The organism is Leuconostoc falkenbergense (assembly GCF_045801155.1).
Lineage (GTDB): Bacteria > Bacillota > Bacilli > Lactobacillales > Lactobacillaceae > Leuconostoc > Leuconostoc falkenbergense.
This window is the reverse complement of the sequence record NZ_CP174386.1, coordinates 242202-258386: the sequence shown is the minus strand read 5'-3', so window position 1 is coordinate 258386 and position 16185 is coordinate 242202. Positions and strand designations below refer to the sequence as shown.

The following is a 16185-nucleotide window of genomic DNA, read 5'->3' as shown; positions in this document are numbered from 1 at the left end:
TGGTGCAAGATTAATTGGCTGTTTGTTGGTCTGGAATTGTAACTGTGATTGTTGTACCAACTTTTGGCGTCGAATCGATCGCAATATCACCATCATGCAATGTAATAATTTGTTTCACAATAGCCATACCAATGCCTGACTCGCCTTTAGTTGACATACGTGATGGATCTGCTTTGTAATAACGTTCAAAAACGTTATCAACTTGTTCAGCTGTCATGCCAATGCCAGTATCTGCCACCTTAAAAATTGTCGCATTATGTTGGCGATCCACTGAAACTTTAATCTGTCCTTTTTGTGTAAATTGAATGGCATTATTAATCAAATTAAAAAGTACCTGTGTGAGTCGATCCTGATCCCCAAAAACCGTGGCTTGTTGGTCACCCAAAACTGCAATAGTTGTCTCTTCATGTGCTGCCTTACTGGCTAATTGGTTGCTTAAATCACTAATCATTTTATAAGCATCAATTTTTTGTTTCCGTAATACAATCTTATTAGCCCTTAACTTTTCATAGTCAAGATTTTCTTCCACTAAACGAATGAGACGCTGGGTTTCTTTTTGCATCAGTGCGTAAGCGCGTGACTTCTCCTCTTCTGGAAAAACATCATAAGCTAGTCCTTCTAACAGACCAGACATAGTGGTTAGCGGTGTCCGCATTTCATGTGAGGCATTAGCCATAAACTGCTTGCGTCGTTCCTCTTGCTCAATAATTTCATCACTTTGGGCACGCAATGCTAATGATAAATTATTGATATCCCTAGCTAAATGTCCGAGTTCGTCTTTACCAGTTCGTGTTAGCTTTAGTTCATAGTTACCTTCAGTCATTTGCTCTGTTGCTTGTTGCATATCAGTAATCACGTGTGACCATCGCCATGAAATAACGGCTGCTAATGACATCGCTAGCGTTCCACCTATCACCATGGCAGCAACCATTTCTTCTAACAACATGGTTGATTGCGCACTGCGTCCTACAATTTGACGTGAAACACGGACAACGCCAAGCTTTTCCCCGCCATACATCCAGCCACGATACACTGATAACTGTTCACCCGTGCGTGTTCGCTTAATCCGCGCGTCACCAGAAAAAGTTTCTTGCCAAAGTGTTTCACTAATCTTTTTGGGCCCAGTACTACCATACACACGTTTGTGGGTTTTATTATCATAAATGGATACTTCAACACCTTGGTCAGACATGACTTTTCTAGCGGTTTTAAATGCACTAGGATCAACGTTTAATTTTTTTTCATTATCCTCTTCAGTATCAACGACCAACGAAAAAAAAGTCGTCGCATAATTATTAAGATTACTGTATGTTTGCTCATAAACAGAGTGAAACATAAACTGCGCAAATAAAAAACCAACAATGACAATCATCGTCATAAGTATGGCGAGAAAAGCAAGCATTTGTTGGTGCATAATTTTCATTCTGGTTCAACTCCTGAGTCATCGAACTTATAGCCGACTCCCCAAACGGTCTGAATGACTTGAGGACCGGCCTTTTCAATTTTTTGGCGTAACTTTTTCACATGGGCATCGACGGTACGTTCATCCCCAAAGTATTCATAATCCCAAACCATTTGCAACAGTTGAGATCTCGAAAAAACTTGTCGTGGCTTAAGAGCCAATGTTTTGAGCAATTCAAATTCTTTGGGGGTCAACGCATTAACTGGCTTACCATCCAAGAATGCCTCACGTGTATTCGAATTAAGTTGGAAATGTTCTGTCGTAACATCAAATTTTTCGTGAGCTGGTTGTGTATTGATAGCAGCCTTTTCCGCACGACGGGCAATTGCTTTAATACGGGCAATTAATGTAATCGGACTAAATGGTTTGGTCACATAATCATCTGCGCCCATTTCAAGTCCCAACACCTGATCTGATTCACTATCTCTGGCAGTCAGCATGATTAATGGTACGTTGTCGTTCATTTCACGTATTTTTGAAGCCACCTGCATGCCACCCAATCCCGGCAAATTGAGGTCCAATGTAATTAAATCAAATGCGAAGGGATCTTCAGCAAATAAGGCAACCGCTTGATTACCATCATAGCTGTACGTTGCTTGCCATCCTTCCTTTTTGAAAAACATGCTCATCATCTCGGATACAGATTTATTGTCTTCAATCATTAATATTTTCATCGAAATTATCCTTAATTATTATCTTATATCTAAGATTATACGTCATGATACCATTTTATGCACGTACATTCACACATGAACACCTATTTTTGTAATAATTATGATTTTTTTTGGTCAGTTTCTTCATGCTTTTGTGTTTTTACTTTTTTAACTTCACGATGATACCATCGCATAATCATGACTAAACCAACGGTTGAGATGGTCATTGCAATGACAACCCAAATAAAAAATAGTGTCCACTTTGTTTCCATTGACATGTTTATTGCCTCCTATTAATGGTAAAAATTGTGTCTAAATTGCACATTTATGTACGTGATGTATCAGTGTATAGACACTGATACATACCACATTACTCAGTTAAATGATAATAATATGTTGAAACAGAAATATCTTCTCGCGAAGCAAATGCTGTTCGTAAACGCAGAGAATTTTGGTTATGCAAAACGTTTTGCCAAGGTTTCTTAGGCACAAATTGTGGCACCAAAACAGTGACTGAATGATTGCGCTTTTTGGCTTGCTTTGCCACTGCATCAACGAAGCTCAACGCCGGTTTGACGATGGAACGATATGACGAATGAATATCAACATATCTTACATCTGGAAAGTCCAGCTTAAATTGCGTTGAAGTTTCTAACTCTTTTTTAGGATTAACATCAAAACTGACGTGCATGGCAACAACATAATCACCAATTGACTGTGCATAATCAATCGCCTCAGTCGTCACCTTAGTGATGTTTGAAACCAATACAATTACAGTTGCGCCATCGTAATGATGACGAACGGCATTATCATTTTTGGCATACTGTAACCGAAGCTGTTTGCCAATACTCAAATAATGATGTTTTATTTTGAGAAAAGTAAACATCACCAACGGCATAATCAGCAAGTATGGCCAAACATGCTCAATTCTAGTTGCAAACAATGTTATCACCAAAACAGCCGAAATAAAAGCACCAACGAAGTTAATGACTGCTTTCAAAACCCAACTTTTAGGTTTTTTATGCCACCAGTGAATAATCATGCCTGATTGTGACAACGTAAACGGCACAAAGACACCAACAGCATATAGTGGAATCAAGGCATCTGTCGAACCATGAAAAATAAGCAATAAGATGATTGCCCCAAAAGACAACGACAAAATACCATTTGAATATCCCAAACGATCACCTTTATCCATATAAAGATGTGGCAGATATTTATCACGTGCCAAGTTCAACGCCAACATTGGGAAAGCTGAAAATCCAGTATTAGCCGCAACAGCTAAAATCATCGCTGTTGCTAACTGAACAATATAGAAGCCGATATTTTGTCCGCCAAAAGTCGTCATTGCAATCTGTGACAACACCGTTGAATGTGCATTAGGGCGAATGCCGTACCAATAACTTAGAAAAGTAATACCACCAAAGAATGCCGCCAGAATCAATGCCATTAAGGCTAATGTTGACGCAGCGTGCTTCTCTTTTGGCGCCTTAAAATTAGGCACAGCATTGGAAATTGCTTCAACTCCGGTCAAAGAAGATGAACCGCTTGAAAAAGCGCGCATGAACAAGACAAATGATAAGCCACTAAAGCTAGTCCCAATTTTAGCAGCAGCATGATAAGGCAACTGACCAGTAACTGCTTGAAAAACACCCCAAGCAATCATAATCGCCAAAACTGTTATAAAAAAATAGACTGGAATCATTAAGAAATTAGCACTCTCGCGAAGACCTCGCAGATTCATACCAGTTAAAAGTAAGACAACGATAATCGACAATGGCACCGTAAATGGTAAAATCGCTGGCACGGCAGCCGTAATTGCATCTGCTGCCGCCGAAGCTGAAACGGCCACCGTTAGCATATAGTCAACTAACAGTGAACCACCAGCTACTAAACCTGCTTTGGACCCCCAATTTTCACTCGCAACGGCATACGCACCGCCACCCGATGGGTAAGCGTGAATGATTTGACGATAACTCATCACAATAGCCGCTAACAAGACCAAAACAAGTAATGCGATTGGCACCTGAAGCCACAATGCAACTGCGCCCGCAGCCAATAAGGCTGTTGTAATTGACTCTGTTCCATAAGCAACTGATGATAAAGCATCTGATGAAAGTAATGCCAAGGCTTTGGTCTTGGACAAAGATTGTCCACCCTCGTCCAACGTTTTCAATGGCTTGCCAATCAAGATGCGTTTGATATTTTGAAACATATCATAATCTCTCAATACATTTATTTATTACTCAACATATTCTACGCTATTTTTATATATTAAAAAAGCCGTCAATATGACGACTTTGTAACAAAAGACGAACGTAATTAATTACTGTTAAACAACTTCAAGGTGCAAATCATTTTGCTTAGTGTGTCCTGTTTTACGTAAGAAATAATAAAATGCTAATGACGCAACAACTGGTACAACAATGCCAAAGACTGCCACTAAAAACAATCCACGTGGATCGCTTGACGCTAAGGCGATGGGTGCGATAAAGCCATTCAAGCCTAAACCAGCAATGGCAAATGGTACTTTCAATCCAAAGACACCAACAGCTACCATCGCAGAAACGCCAGCAATCAAAGCTGGACCAAACATCAATAACGGACTCTTAAGCAAGTTTGGAAATTGCACTTTTGGTGTGACAATTGTTTGTGCAAAATTGGCACCCAAATCATTTTGCTTCCAACCCATTGCAGTATAAACAACAAATCCTGCAGTAGTACCGATCAAAGCAGCACCACCCGACAGTGGATCAAGCATGACAGCAATTGCCAATGCCGCCGAAGAAGCGGGTGTCATCAAAAATAGGAACCAAACAACTGATACGACAAACGCACCCAAGAATGGATTGATTTTCATTGTTGAAGCAAGTGATTCTGATACCCAGTTCAAGAATGGCGTTGTCACAGATGCAGTAGCCAAGCCAAAGAATGTGCCCGCCAATACTGCACCAAATGGTACTAACATCATGTCCAAAGGTGTTTTACCTGTCAACCAGTTACCGACAAGCACTGCCATTAAAGCAGCCAACACCGCAGAAATAGGTTGTCCAGAAGTCATTACTAGTGAACCAGCGGCCTGATCGGCAGCCCATCCCGTAGCTGTATGGGTAGCAGGTGCAACTGCCGACGTAAAGTAAACTGCGTTAGATCCAACAGTGGCTGCAATTAAAGCAGCACCAGTTGTGAGCAAATTTGAACGCATCGCAATTGCGATACCTACACCCAAAGCAGGTGCCAACATTTTTTGACCCATCAATCCAGCCTGTACTAATGGTGTGAAATGGAATGCGTTACCAAGCGATGCCATTAATAATCCCATACCCAACACAGCAAGGATTGCATGTGAAATGCCTTGTGAGACGTCATAGACGACTTCTCGAGTCGTTCGTGGCGTGGCTTTGCGGTCACTTAATTTTTCAGTTTTGTCAGTCGCATTTGATGATTGCGTTTTTGATAGTGTTGCGTCCATAATAATTCCCCTTCGGGCCCGTTGCCCTTGCTCCATTTTTTACTCATAAGCTGCGCATCTTATGAAAAAACTCTAAGAAAAAAGGAGCGCTAGATATACTAGCGCTCCTTTAAGTTATACGACTCTAGTCGACAACTTCACGCCAGCCTTTTTATCAAAGGCCAGCATCACAAAGTGAACCAACCTTGAAGTCAAATAATAATGACGACAATGTTGATTTGAATGCTTTGTGTGAAGTTGTTTACACTGAGACGTTGCATGTAACATTTTTCCTTTAAGTTAATAAAATCATTATGACACCATTGTTTTAAAATGTCAATAGTCTAATTTAAAAAAAGATAAATTTAATTTTTTAGGCAATAAACTACTTATCCCCAAACTTCATCTAAAATTTCTTTTACCAATTGTAGCTTAGCCCATTGTTGTGCATCAGTCAAAATGTTGCCTTCTTCGGTTGAGGCAAAACCACACTGCGTTGATAACCAAAGGCGATCCAATGGCAAATATTTGGTTGCCTCGTGTATTCTAGCAATGATTGTCGCCTTGTCTTCAAGTTCACCTGTTTTGGTGGTGATTAGCCCCAATACGACTTGCTTATCACCAGACACTTTTGCCAACGGTTCAAAACCACCAGCACGTTCAGAATCATATTCTAAGAAATAATTAGTGACGTTTTCTTGACCAAATAATTGATCTGCTACATCATCGTAACCACCACTTGTTGCCCAGTCAGAGTGATAATTACCACGACAAACGTGTGTATTAATGGTTAAATCGTCAGGTAAATCAGCAATCGCTCCATTGTTCAAATCAAGATATAACTTTTTCAAATCATTGATATCAAAACCAGTTGCAGCATAAACATCCTTAAACTTTGGATCAACTAGTAATCCCCAAGTACAGTCGTCAAGTTGAATGGTGCGCGCCCCAGCATCGTACAAAGCTAATATTTCTTCATGATAAACACGTTTAATATCATCAAACAAAGCTTCATCACTATCATAATACTTAGCAATACGTTCCACGTTCACACCACGGCTCAACTCACCATAGAATTGTGATGATGAGGGAATCGTGATTTTAGCTGCCACACCAGCTTCATCTGCCAAAGCTTTTACAAATTTAAAATGTTGAATAAATGGATGCGTCTCTGCATTAAATCCTAACTTACCAGTCAAACGAGCTGAATCATCACGTGTTTCTTCATGTGCAAAGAAATAACCCTCACCGTAGTTAAAACGTTCGACACCTTCAAATCCCCAAAAATTATCCAAGTGCCAATACGAACGACGGAACTCACCATCTGTGACGACGTCTAAACCTGCCTCAACTTCTTTGTTCACAAGTTCTGTGATTGCTGAATTTTCGACACCTTCGAGTTCTTCAGCAGTTATATTTCCAGCGGCGAATGATTGTCGCGCCTGCTTTAATGCTTCTGGTCGTAGAAATGAACCAACATGTTGGAATCCAATTTTTTGTAATGTTTGTGTTGTCATTATTATTCTCCTGTTGTTATCATGCAATATTTTTCAACTTCAAATTGTCAATTATTTACCCACTCATTTGGGCACCACTTCCTCGTAAAAATACGGCCGTTGCAACTTTGTCTGCATATAAATACTGTATTTTTTGGTATCTAATCGTCATCGCAACTTCCTTTCTAAATACGCTAGTCATCTAACCATCAATTCTGCAACCACCAAAAAACCGCAGTCTAAAATAATAGACTGCGGGACGACTTATCGTGTTACCACCCGGTGTTTATGTGCTGCTCACGCGAGCACACCTCAACATCAATCATTAATTGCTGAAATACAATTAAGAATTGGCGCGGCTATAACGGGCGCACCCGGACACTGCTTGCGTTCATACCTAATGACCACTCACATTATCAATCACTCCAAGACCATATTCGAATTTTCTCACAATTCACTCTCACCAAACGCGAACTCTCTTTATGTGATAGAATACTACTTATCTTTTCTACGTTAGAAATAATATATCTTATTTTAATTAGTTTGTCAACTTATTTTCATTTAATTCTAAACAACTTTGCGTTCAAAAGCATCACTTGAAATGCCTTGTGCCAAAATAATTTTAGCCCATTCTTTAGCAGAATGAAGGCTATGATCTTTAAAGTTACCACAGCTTTCAATTTCAGCAGCTGGTATTTCGGTTACTTCGTCACTGGCAATTTTTTCCAAAACTTTTTTGAATACCTTAGCTAATGTTTCAGAATCATAGTTCACCCATGAAATAACATGGAAGCCGGTACGGCAACCAAATGGTGAAATATCAATAATGCCATCAATTTCATCACGTACTAGACCTGCAAAAAGATGCTCTAAAGTATGTAATCCACCGGTTTCAATGGCTGTTTCGTTAGGTTGCGTGAGGCGCAAATCATAGTTAGTAATACTGCCACCATTGGGACCGGCTTGTGTTTCAATCACACGCACATAAGGCGCTTTAACTTTTGTATGATCTAAGGTAAAACTTTCAACAACTGTTTCTGACATTATTTCACTCCTTTAAAATACGATAGTGGTTTGACCACTTCTGTTTTTGTACCGTGATACTTGTCGGTGATGTATTTTTGCGACGCCTTATCACGGTATAATGTTAACAACTTTTGATACGTTTTATTGTCTTTATTTTTAGCTGCTGTTGCCAAAATATTGACGTTAGCGCGGGTGTGATTATTGATATGTTCGTAATAAATCGCATCTTTCAAAACATTTAATCCTGCAGCTTGTGAAACCGAATTAGATATCAATACAGCATCAACGCCATTGTCATGTAGTAGCCGCCCACCAGTTGTATCATCAATTTCTTTAAATTTAAAATGGTGCGGGTTAGCCGTTACTTTTTCCAAACCATCTAGAGCCCCAAAGTCAGATGCAATCTTAATCAAACCAGCATCAGCTAATAATTTTAGACCGCGCGCCTCATCTGCTTGATCCTTGGCAATCGCAATCGTTGCCCCATCCGGAATATCTTTTACCGATTTATATTTACTAGAATAAATACCCAATGGTTCCAGATAAGTTGTCCCAATGGCTACTAATTTTCCATCTTTAGTATCCTGATTAAATGCTTGAAAGTAGCTATATGACTGAAAAGCGTTAACATCTACTTGCCCCTCAGCGGTTGCTTTGTTAAGCGTCAAGCCATCTGTAAATTCTTTGACTTTGATGTTTAATTTTAAGCGTTTGGCAGCGTCGCTTTTTGCTAAATGGCGCCAAATATCGGCGTCACTGGTGACAGAACCAATTGTAATGGTGTTAGTTGATGCTTTTTTTGAGGCGTTTGCATATGTCACACCACCCACAATAATGACCAAAACGGCCAAGATCACAAACCAAGTTTTTTTGCCCATACCATCTCCTTATTTAGTCTAATTAAGCTAATTCAGCATCCGCAATACGCTTAACCAAGTCAAGTTTGCGCCACTGATCAGGAATTGTCAAAATATTTCCTTCTTCGGTGGACGAAAAACCACATTGTGTTGACAATGCTAATTGTTTTTTGGGCACAAAGGTTGCGGCTTCATTAATTCGCGCCACCACATCATCAACATTTTCTAGATCCGCAGATTTAGACGTCAACAAACCCAGCACAATTTCCACATTGTCTCGTCCATTATAAATTGTCGTCAGTGGTTCAAAATCACCGGAACGATCGTTATCATATTCCAAGAAAAAAGCGTCATAGTTTAGTTGACCCAAATATTTAGCAACTGGTTCATAGCCGCCCTCAAACAAATAAGTTGATTTAAAGTTACCGCGACAAATGTGCGTCGACAATTTAAGGTCCTCTGGCAACCCAGCTAATGCCTTGTTGATCACATAGACATCATCTTCAGCTGTCTTCACAAATTGTGCATGTTGCTCAGGGTTTTCTGCACTCGCATTAAGTTGTGCGATTAAATACGCCCAAGTTGTATCATCGAGTTGAATATAACGTGCACCCAAATCATAAAAATGTTGCAATGTGTCATGATAGGCTTGTGCCAAATCATCTAAAAAGGCTTCCCATGTATCATAATACTTTGACCATAAATCAGAACGGTGATCACGATTGATGATTAAACTAGGTGATGGAATCGTTTGTTTAGGTTCCACACCGTCTGGCACGATTGATTTCAAATATTGAAAATCTTTAAAGAATGGATGATCCAAATTAGCATGAACCTTACCATTAATACGTACGTTAGTAGACCGCGTTTTTTCACCATGAAATTTGTAAGAATCTTCTTGATCATAAAATTCAAAACCACCCAATTGACCTAAGAAATCCAAATGCCACCATGAACGATTAAATTCACCGTCAGTCACTGCCAATAGACCAGCTTCTACTTGCTTAGCCACTAACTTTTTGATTTCTGTCTGTTGTACCTCGCGCAATGCATCAGCTGTGATTTCACCATCAGCGTACTGTTCACGTGCCTCTTTCAAGTTATTAGGACGTAAATACGAACCCACTTGGTCAAAATGATAGTTTAATTTTCCTGCAGTTGTCATGTTTTCTCTCCTTCTTATGTTCAAATTGTTGCTAATCCAGCGTCTAAATCACTAATTAAATCAGCCGTATCCTCTAATCCCACTGATAATCTCAGTAATCCAGGACTTATACCAGTCTTTATCAATTCTGTTTGATTGAGTTCAGCGTGGCTCATTTTAGGTGGATAACTGATGATACTTTCCACAGCTCCCAAGCTGACTGAGAATGCGGGTATTTTAAGTGCGGAAACGAGTCGTCTGGCATTGGCTTCACTACCAACATCAAAACTCAACACAGCGCCACCATTTTTTGCTTGTGCTAAGTGAACATCGTGCCCGGGATGTGTTGCCAGGCCGGGATATAGTACGTTCACGATTTTAGGATGTTGTGCTAAATGTTCAGCAATTTCTTGTGCTGAATGAGCAGCGTGAGACATTCGAACACCCAATGTTTTGATGCCTCGTAACAATAACCATGTATCCAAAACACCAAGGGTTGCACCAACAGCATTTTGAATAAAGTAAATTTTATCAGCTAATTGTTGGTCATTGACCACGACTGCTCCTGCCAAAATATCTGAATGTCCCGCCAAAAATTTGGTTGCTGAGTGGACGACGATATCTACGCCTAAATCTAATGGCTTTTGCAGAAATGGTGACATAAATGTATTATCAGCAATTGTGATTAACCCGTGTGCTTTAGCAATGGCTACTACTGCTTTAATATCCGTAATATGCAAAATGGGATTGGATGGCGTTTCAATATACAGCGCTTTGGTTTCTGGCGTAATAGCTGCTTCAATAGCCGATTCATCAGCAAAATCGACAAAGTCATGTGTAATCCCCCAACGCGGTAAAATCTCTTCCAACACGCGGAATGTCCCACCGTATACATGCTGACTTACAACTAAATGATCCCCAGCCGATAAGGTAAATAACACACTGCTGATTGCTGCCATCCCAGTGCTAAACAAATAACCATATTGACCATGCTCTAGTGTTGCAATAGCTTGTTCGCCTGCCTCGCGCGTTGGATTGCCGGATCGTGCGTAGTCATATTCACCAAACTGATCAAATGATGGTTGATCAAATGTAGAACTTAACTGAATAGGCGTGTTAATCGCGCCAGATATAGGATCGTGCACAGTTGCCGCTTGAATAATATCTGTCCATTCGCTCATTGCCTTGCCCCCTGTATTGCATTTACCAAATCATCTAAAATATCATGTTTTTCCTCAAGACCTGCGCTGACACGCACAAGATGATCCGTAATTCCGAGTTTTTCTCGTTGCTCTGCTGTCATATCATGATGTGTTTGAACAGATGGTATTGTAATCAACGTTTCAGGCCCACCTAGACTTTCAGCAAATGAACAAATATTTAGCCCTTTCAAAAAACGATCAACATCATACTCTTTTGACAAATAAAAGCTCACCATACCGCCTAAGCCTGCATACAAAACACGTTCTACCCCTGAAACATTAGCTAATTTTTCAGCTAGGAAATGGCCATTTTCATTATGCCTTGCCATTCTCAAATGTAAGGTCTTCAAGCTTCTTAACAATAACCAAGCACTAAACGAATCTAACACCTGCCCACGTGTGACTAATGTATCTTCAATTTTTTGGGCCAAATCATCTCGTCCAGCAACGACAACACCAGCTAAAATATCATTGTGCCCACCTAAATACTTTGTAGCAGAATGAACGACAATATCAGCGCCGAGTAGTATCGGGTTTTGGAAAATAGGCGTTAGAAATGTGTTGTCTACCGCGACTAATATATCCGGACGCACCGCTTTGACCGTTTCACATAACCAATGAATATCAATGACTTTCATAGTCGGATTGGAAGGCGTCTCAATCCAGATTAGTTTAGTCTCTGGTTTAATGAGTTTCAAAATATCTTCCCCATCTGCCCAGACGTCATAGGTCACACCACTCTGGTCAACTAAACTATCAAAGTAACGGTATGTCCCCCCATACAAATCATCTGACGTAATAAAATGATCACCATTTCTAATTAAAGCAGCAAACACTAAGTCAATTGCTGCCATGCCGGAACTTGTAGCAAATGCTTGCCGGCCATGCTCTAACTCGGCTAATTGTTCTTCCAAAATGCTTCTGGTTGGTGTATTCATTCGGGCGTAGTCAAATCCTGTTGATTCTCCTAAACCCGGATGCCGATAAGCCGTTGAAAAATACAGTGGACTAACAACTGCTCCTGTTTTAATATCGTCGGTGCCATTACCACCTTGTGCTAATAAAGTGTCTATATTTGTCATAAGTTTCTCAATTCAATGCTGATATTAGGTTAATTGCTGTTATTTTGTGCGTGTTTGCCACAATCAGTTGACCCCAATTTTTAAAAAATTGGTTTGCCGTTTGTTGCCAACTGTTGACTGGATAGCCATCTACAAAATAATTTTCCGGTGCAAGTGTCGTGTTATCAATTACTAAGTCACGTTCATACTCATCAGCCAACGTTGTTGTATCATATTCCAGATGACCGGTAATATACGTCGAGTTCACCCCTTCATCTCGGAGAATAAACGCACCCAATTCGTCATCGTCAGCTACTTTTAGACGTCGTGGTACGCCTAATGCCGGTACAGTAAAGTATCGCGATTGCGGCATTTTCAGCACTTCTAACCCAAAAGATAATTTACTTCGCGTTACATGGCGAGGTCGATAAACCCCTGACACTTTGTTTTTAATCGCTCTGACTGGAAAATTTCTTTCAGCATAACCTGCCGCATAAGTCGCCCAACAAGCAAACAAACTTTCCGTAACACTCGTTTTTCGCCACTGCAACAAATGCTGAAATTCTTCCCAATAGTCTATTTGCTCAAACTTGATTTGATCAACAGGCGCGCCAGTTACGATCAACCCATCATATTGTTGGTGCCAAATATCCTCTAATGTCAAATAATTATCAGCAACTTCAATTGCACTATGACGCAAATTATGAGTGGCTGGTACCGTAAACGTAACACGTACGTTGATCGATAGTAAGTTTAACAGCCGGACAAATTGTTTTTCTGTTTGTAAGCGATTGGGCATCAGATTAACTAATAGAATCGTTATTGTTGGTTGTAGTAATTTGTATGACCCAATCATCGTCTGCTGCTGTTTTAATAAACCATTTTCTAAAATAACACTCATAACTACCTCCTTAATTTGACAATTTAGCAAAATAACACAAAAAAACCGCAATCTATTAATAATAGATTGCGGGACGTTAAAAACGTGTTACCACCCGGTGTTCATGTAGGTTCTCGCACCCACACCTCCAAACGTACGCCGCTAATCTTTCGTCGAGAACATCTGTGAAAGTCTTTGGTAATACGTTGTCTGGTAACGGGTGACACCCGATTTCAACTTACTGCGTTGCACATATGAGTGGACGCTTGCTCGTATCCGTGAAAACTCCAAGACCATTTTCCCAGAATCAACCTTATCTGCTTTCACCAACGACAGACTCTCTTTTTAAGGCATTTTATGGTACTTATCTCTTCAACGTTTATGTTGCTTTTAACTATAACTTTATATCCACAGAATGTCAACAGTTTTGTCATAATTAAATTTAAAAATCTCACAATAACCACATAAAAATTATATCACTGAATCATGGCATACCGTTTAACGCGTTTAATTTGATAGTGATACATGATGATTCCTAACAGTAACCATATTCCTGCGACAACACTATCAAGGAATAGACTCCCTGATCCAGTTAGAAACCATTGCATTGTCTGTGAAAATGGTAAGCACTGCGTGAGAAAGGCTAACCATTTAGGATAAAGTGATACTGGTACAATAACACCACTGAGTAAAATAAGAACAGTCCCTAAAATGTTTGCCGTCAAATAAGGATCGTCGTGCTGCCACGACACTATAACCGAAACAAAAGCAATGATACTACCATAAAGCAGGAGCAGTGGTAGCACCAGAACAGCTCGACTCAGCCATGACACATCTCGTGTCACAATTGTCACTAAAAATAGGGTAATGATTACCTGCCCTAACGCAACAATCCAGACTACACTAAATTTACTAGTCCAATATTTTACTGAATAAGGTGATACTACCGCCATCTCCAAGGCAACTCCGCGAACCTGATCGTTAACAAAAAGCGATGATAAACTGCCTAGTAGTGTGCCAACAGCTGTCATTAAACTGATGGCCACCACTGACTTAATAGCCGAGATTGAACTAAATTGGGCACGCAATAATCCAACCATTAGGATTTCGAGAACAGGTGCAATCACAAAACTAACAACAAACGTTCGCCAATTTCTGAAATAAGGTAATGAAAGCAAGTCTATTTTTAACATTAGACCACCACCATATCACCAGTAACACGTAGTCGTTGTAAAGATATTTTCAACAGAAAATGTGCCAAAAATAGCCATACTAGACTGAGTATCAACATTTGTAACACATCAAAACCAGTAACCAATTGAGGTTGTAAAATCAGTTTCACAGGCGTTGCCATAGGTAAAAACAACCGTAACACTTCAACTACCATTTGATAGCGTTGTGGAACAGTGTAGATACCAGCCCCAATCAAAATCGGTACCAATAAAAGGCTTTCATACAACATGGCATTTGGTGTTAATACAAATAAGCCAGCTACCACAAAATCTAGTAATATGACACTTAACCATAGCGTTATAACACCCAACCCTAGCATCCAACTAATACCTGTGGTATTAATGCCCAATACCAAACTCACAAGCCAAGCAACAGGAAATGCTAACAAACCAAAACACGCTGCTGGGATTATCAGAGTCGCCAAACTCACCGCTTCTCCTTTGCTGGTATCAAGAACGTAAGCCAGAGTACCTTGCGCACGTTGGTATGGTATAACACCTGCTGCAGATGTACCAGCCGCCCAAGTACCAATAATACCTGCTCGCAACCAAATCGTTTGGTTGCCCAAATCATGAACAGCGTTTGCAGCGACATATTGCATCAATACGTAGCCAATCGTAGTCACAAAAACAATCGTACGAAAATAGCTGTTTTGAGCAAACAACTTCAAATGAAACCAAGTCAGCGTCATAAAGTCAATCATGTTAACGCCTCAATTCTGGCGCAAGCGCCAAGTAGGACTCTTCAAGCGTTGCTGGCCGATCAACTTTGGTAACACCTGATAAGGCAACCACACTTGCCACCGTCCCATCATGAAGAATTTTACCTCCGCCGATTAGCAAAACACGATCTGCTAAATCCTCAACCTCAGTCATTGTATGACTTGTCAGCAAAATTGTTTTACCTTGATCTGCTAATCCGCGTACCAAGCGCCGTATTTCATGAGAGATTTCCACATCCAACCCGCTGGTTGGTTCGTCAAGCAAAATAACATTCGTGGCCTTCAATAAAGCACGAGCGATGTGCATTCTCTGTCGCATGCCACGCGAAAATTGTGCTAACTTTTTGTCACTAACATTGGCGAGCTCAACATTTCGTAGTGCTTGATATATGCGACTACGTCTTTCGCGACGCGGAATGCCAAACAATGTTGCAAAAAAGTTCAAATTATCATAGGCTGTCGCCCGTGCATAAAAGCCTAATTCACCACCAAAAACCGTAGCAATATTGGTAGCCATCAATTTTTGATGGGTTAATATGTTCACACCATCCACCAATACATCACCACTTGTTGGTTTCAGATAACCAGAAATCATTTTAACAGTAGTCGTTTTGCCAGCACCATTTGGCCCTAGTAACGCCACTATTTGACCTGATTCGATCTTAAAAGAAACATCATCAACGGCCACAAATTCACTTACCTCGTTAAATGTCCTTCTTAAGTGACGTACCTCAATTGTTGTCATGACGTACCTCCACCAAGCAAGAAACATGATATTGTTTTATTCTATTCAATTTTTTATCCTTGTACTCTAAATAAGTAGGTCAACGTATCGAACAACCTACATGCAATCTAGTGCACAATTTTGAAAGTTATGCTTGCATAAATTGTGCACACTCAACATCAAAATTATTATTCATAGCAATCATTGCGCTACCTCCAAACACGGGTTAGGCGATGACAAATATCATCGCAGCCAATTTAAAAACGTTTTTATAT

At 40.1% G+C, this 16185-nt stretch carries 15 protein-coding genes and 1 other annotated feature; all 15 genes read right to left on the bottom strand.

Going from position 1 to position 16185, the window contains the following annotated elements:
• Positions 1–10: 10 nt before the first annotated feature.
• The 15 genes from ACI3ES_RS01280 to ACI3ES_RS01210 all read right to left on the bottom strand — a co-directional run bounded on the left by ACI3ES_RS01280 (position 11) and on the right by ACI3ES_RS01210 (position 15931).
• Positions 11–1423 (bottom strand): cell wall metabolism sensor histidine kinase WalK, encoded by a 1413-nt coding sequence (locus ACI3ES_RS01280; protein ID WP_142511360.1) that lies wholly within the window; start codon positions 1421–1423, stop codon positions 11–13.
• On the bottom strand, positions 1420–2136 hold the full coding sequence (locus ACI3ES_RS01275) for a response regulator transcription factor (RefSeq protein WP_114667172.1): 717 nt from the start codon (positions 2134–2136) through the stop codon (positions 1420–1422). Before ACI3ES_RS01275 ends, ACI3ES_RS01280 begins: the two co-directional genes overlap by 4 nt.
• Positions 2137–2234: 98 nt before the next feature.
• On the bottom strand, positions 2235–2393 hold the full coding sequence (locus ACI3ES_RS01270) for a hypothetical protein (RefSeq protein ID WP_004914608.1): 159 nt from the start codon (positions 2391–2393) through the stop codon (positions 2235–2237).
• A gap of 92 nt (positions 2394–2485) precedes the next feature.
• Entirely contained in the window at positions 2486–4330 is a 1845-nt protein-coding gene (locus ACI3ES_RS01265) for an APC family permease (protein WP_080519308.1), read from the bottom strand.
• A 117-nt stretch (positions 4331–4447) separates the two neighbouring features.
• Positions 4448–5587 (bottom strand): PTS transporter subunit IIC, encoded by a 1140-nt coding sequence (locus ACI3ES_RS01260; RefSeq protein ID WP_114667171.1) that lies wholly within the window; start codon positions 5585–5587, stop codon positions 4448–4450.
• Between the two features lie 368 nt (positions 5588–5955).
• Positions 5956–7083 carry a 5-methyltetrahydropteroyltriglutamate--homocysteine S-methyltransferase gene (locus tag ACI3ES_RS01255; protein ID WP_114667170.1) on the bottom strand — a complete coding sequence of 376 codons (1128 nt, stop codon included), beginning with the start codon at positions 7081–7083 and terminating at the stop codon, positions 5956–5958.
• 546 nt (positions 7084–7629) lie between these two features.
• A complete protein-coding gene (locus ACI3ES_RS01250; RefSeq protein ID WP_114667169.1) occupies positions 7630–8106 on the bottom strand; it encodes an S-ribosylhomocysteine lyase in 477 nt (158 codons plus the stop codon).
• On the bottom strand, positions 8106–8966 hold the full coding sequence (locus tag ACI3ES_RS01245; protein WP_114667168.1) for a MetQ/NlpA family ABC transporter substrate-binding protein: 861 nt from the start codon (positions 8964–8966) through the stop codon (positions 8106–8108). The genes ACI3ES_RS01250 and ACI3ES_RS01245 overlap by 1 nt, the downstream gene beginning before the upstream one ends.
• A 22-nt stretch (positions 8967–8988) precedes the next feature.
• A complete protein-coding gene (locus ACI3ES_RS01240; RefSeq protein ID WP_114667167.1) occupies positions 8989–10110 on the bottom strand; it encodes a vitamin B12 independent methionine synthase in 1122 nt (373 codons plus the stop codon).
• A gap of 20 nt (positions 10111–10130) precedes the next feature.
• The gene (locus ACI3ES_RS01235) at positions 10131–11270 is read right to left on the bottom strand and encodes a PLP-dependent aspartate aminotransferase family protein (protein ID WP_114667166.1); all 1140 of its coding nucleotides are present in this window, start codon (positions 11268–11270) and stop codon (positions 10131–10133) included.
• The gene (locus ACI3ES_RS01230; protein WP_114667165.1) at positions 11267–12373 is read right to left on the bottom strand and encodes a PLP-dependent aspartate aminotransferase family protein; all 1107 of its coding nucleotides are present in this window, start codon (positions 12371–12373) and stop codon (positions 11267–11269) included. Before ACI3ES_RS01230 ends, ACI3ES_RS01235 begins: the two co-directional genes overlap by 4 nt.
• Positions 12374–12380: 7 nt before the next feature.
• Positions 12381–13253, bottom strand: coding sequence for a homoserine O-succinyltransferase (locus tag ACI3ES_RS01225; RefSeq protein WP_407632000.1), 873 nt, complete (start codon positions 13251–13253; stop codon positions 12381–12383).
• Between the two features lie 66 nt (positions 13254–13319).
• Positions 13320–13617 (bottom strand) — a binding site (T-box leader).
• Positions 13618–13708: 91 nt separating this feature from the next.
• Positions 13709–14425: an ABC transporter permease gene (locus tag ACI3ES_RS01220; RefSeq protein WP_142511362.1), complete on the bottom strand. Its 717-nt coding sequence runs from the start codon at positions 14423–14425 to the stop codon at positions 13709–13711.
• Positions 14425–15168: a multidrug ABC transporter permease gene (locus tag ACI3ES_RS01215; protein ID WP_114667162.1), complete on the bottom strand. Its 744-nt coding sequence runs from the start codon at positions 15166–15168 to the stop codon at positions 14425–14427. The genes ACI3ES_RS01220 and ACI3ES_RS01215 overlap by 1 nt, the downstream gene beginning before the upstream one ends.
• Position 15169: 1 nt before the next feature.
• On the bottom strand, positions 15170–15931 hold the full coding sequence (locus tag ACI3ES_RS01210) for an ABC transporter ATP-binding protein (protein WP_114667161.1): 762 nt from the start codon (positions 15929–15931) through the stop codon (positions 15170–15172).
• Positions 15932–16185: the final 254 nt, after the last annotated feature.

Excerpts from the sequence above, each read along its gene's own strand:
- ACI3ES_RS01255 (WP_114667170.1), bottom strand. The coding sequence starts at position 7,083 with ATGACAACACAAACATTACAAAAAATTGGATTCCAACATGTTGGTTCA.
- ACI3ES_RS01250 (WP_114667169.1), bottom strand. The coding sequence starts at position 8,106 with ATGTCAGAAACAGTTGTTGAAAGTTTTACCTTAGATCATACAAAAGTT.
- ACI3ES_RS01245 (WP_114667168.1), bottom strand. The coding sequence starts at position 8,966 with ATGGGCAAAAAAACTTGGTTTGTGATCTTGGCCGTTTTGGTCATTATT.
- ACI3ES_RS01240 (WP_114667167.1), bottom strand. The coding sequence starts at position 10,110 with ATGACAACTGCAGGAAAATTAAACTATCATTTTGACCAAGTGGGTTCG.
- ACI3ES_RS01230 (WP_114667165.1), bottom strand. The coding sequence starts at position 12,373 with ATGACAAATATAGACACTTTATTAGCACAAGGTGGTAATGGCACCGAC.
- ACI3ES_RS01265 (WP_080519308.1), bottom strand. The coding sequence starts at position 4,330 with ATGTTTCAAAATATCAAACGCATCTTGATTGGCAAGCCATTGAAAACG.
- ACI3ES_RS01270 (WP_004914608.1), bottom strand. The coding sequence starts at position 2,393 with ATGTCAATGGAAACAAAGTGGACACTATTTTTTATTTGGGTTGTCATT.
- ACI3ES_RS01210 (WP_114667161.1), bottom strand. The coding sequence starts at position 15,931 with ATGACAACAATTGAGGTACGTCACTTAAGAAGGACATTTAACGAGGTA.
- ACI3ES_RS01220 (WP_142511362.1), bottom strand. The coding sequence starts at position 14,425 with ATGTTAAAAATAGACTTGCTTTCATTACCTTATTTCAGAAATTGGCGA.
- ACI3ES_RS01275 (WP_114667172.1), bottom strand. The coding sequence starts at position 2,136 with ATGAAAATATTAATGATTGAAGACAATAAATCTGTATCCGAGATGATG.
- ACI3ES_RS01260 (WP_114667171.1), bottom strand. The coding sequence starts at position 5,587 with ATGGACGCAACACTATCAAAAACGCAATCATCAAATGCGACTGACAAA.
- ACI3ES_RS01215 (WP_114667162.1), bottom strand. The coding sequence starts at position 15,168 with ATGATTGACTTTATGACGCTGACTTGGTTTCATTTGAAGTTGTTTGCT.
- ACI3ES_RS01225 (WP_407632000.1), bottom strand. The coding sequence starts at position 13,253 with ATGAGTGTTATTTTAGAAAATGGTTTATTAAAACAGCAGCAGACGATG.
- ACI3ES_RS01235 (WP_114667166.1), bottom strand. The coding sequence starts at position 11,270 with ATGAGCGAATGGACAGATATTATTCAAGCGGCAACTGTGCACGATCCT.
- ACI3ES_RS01280 (WP_142511360.1), bottom strand. The coding sequence starts at position 1,423 with ATGAAAATTATGCACCAACAAATGCTTGCTTTTCTCGCCATACTTATG.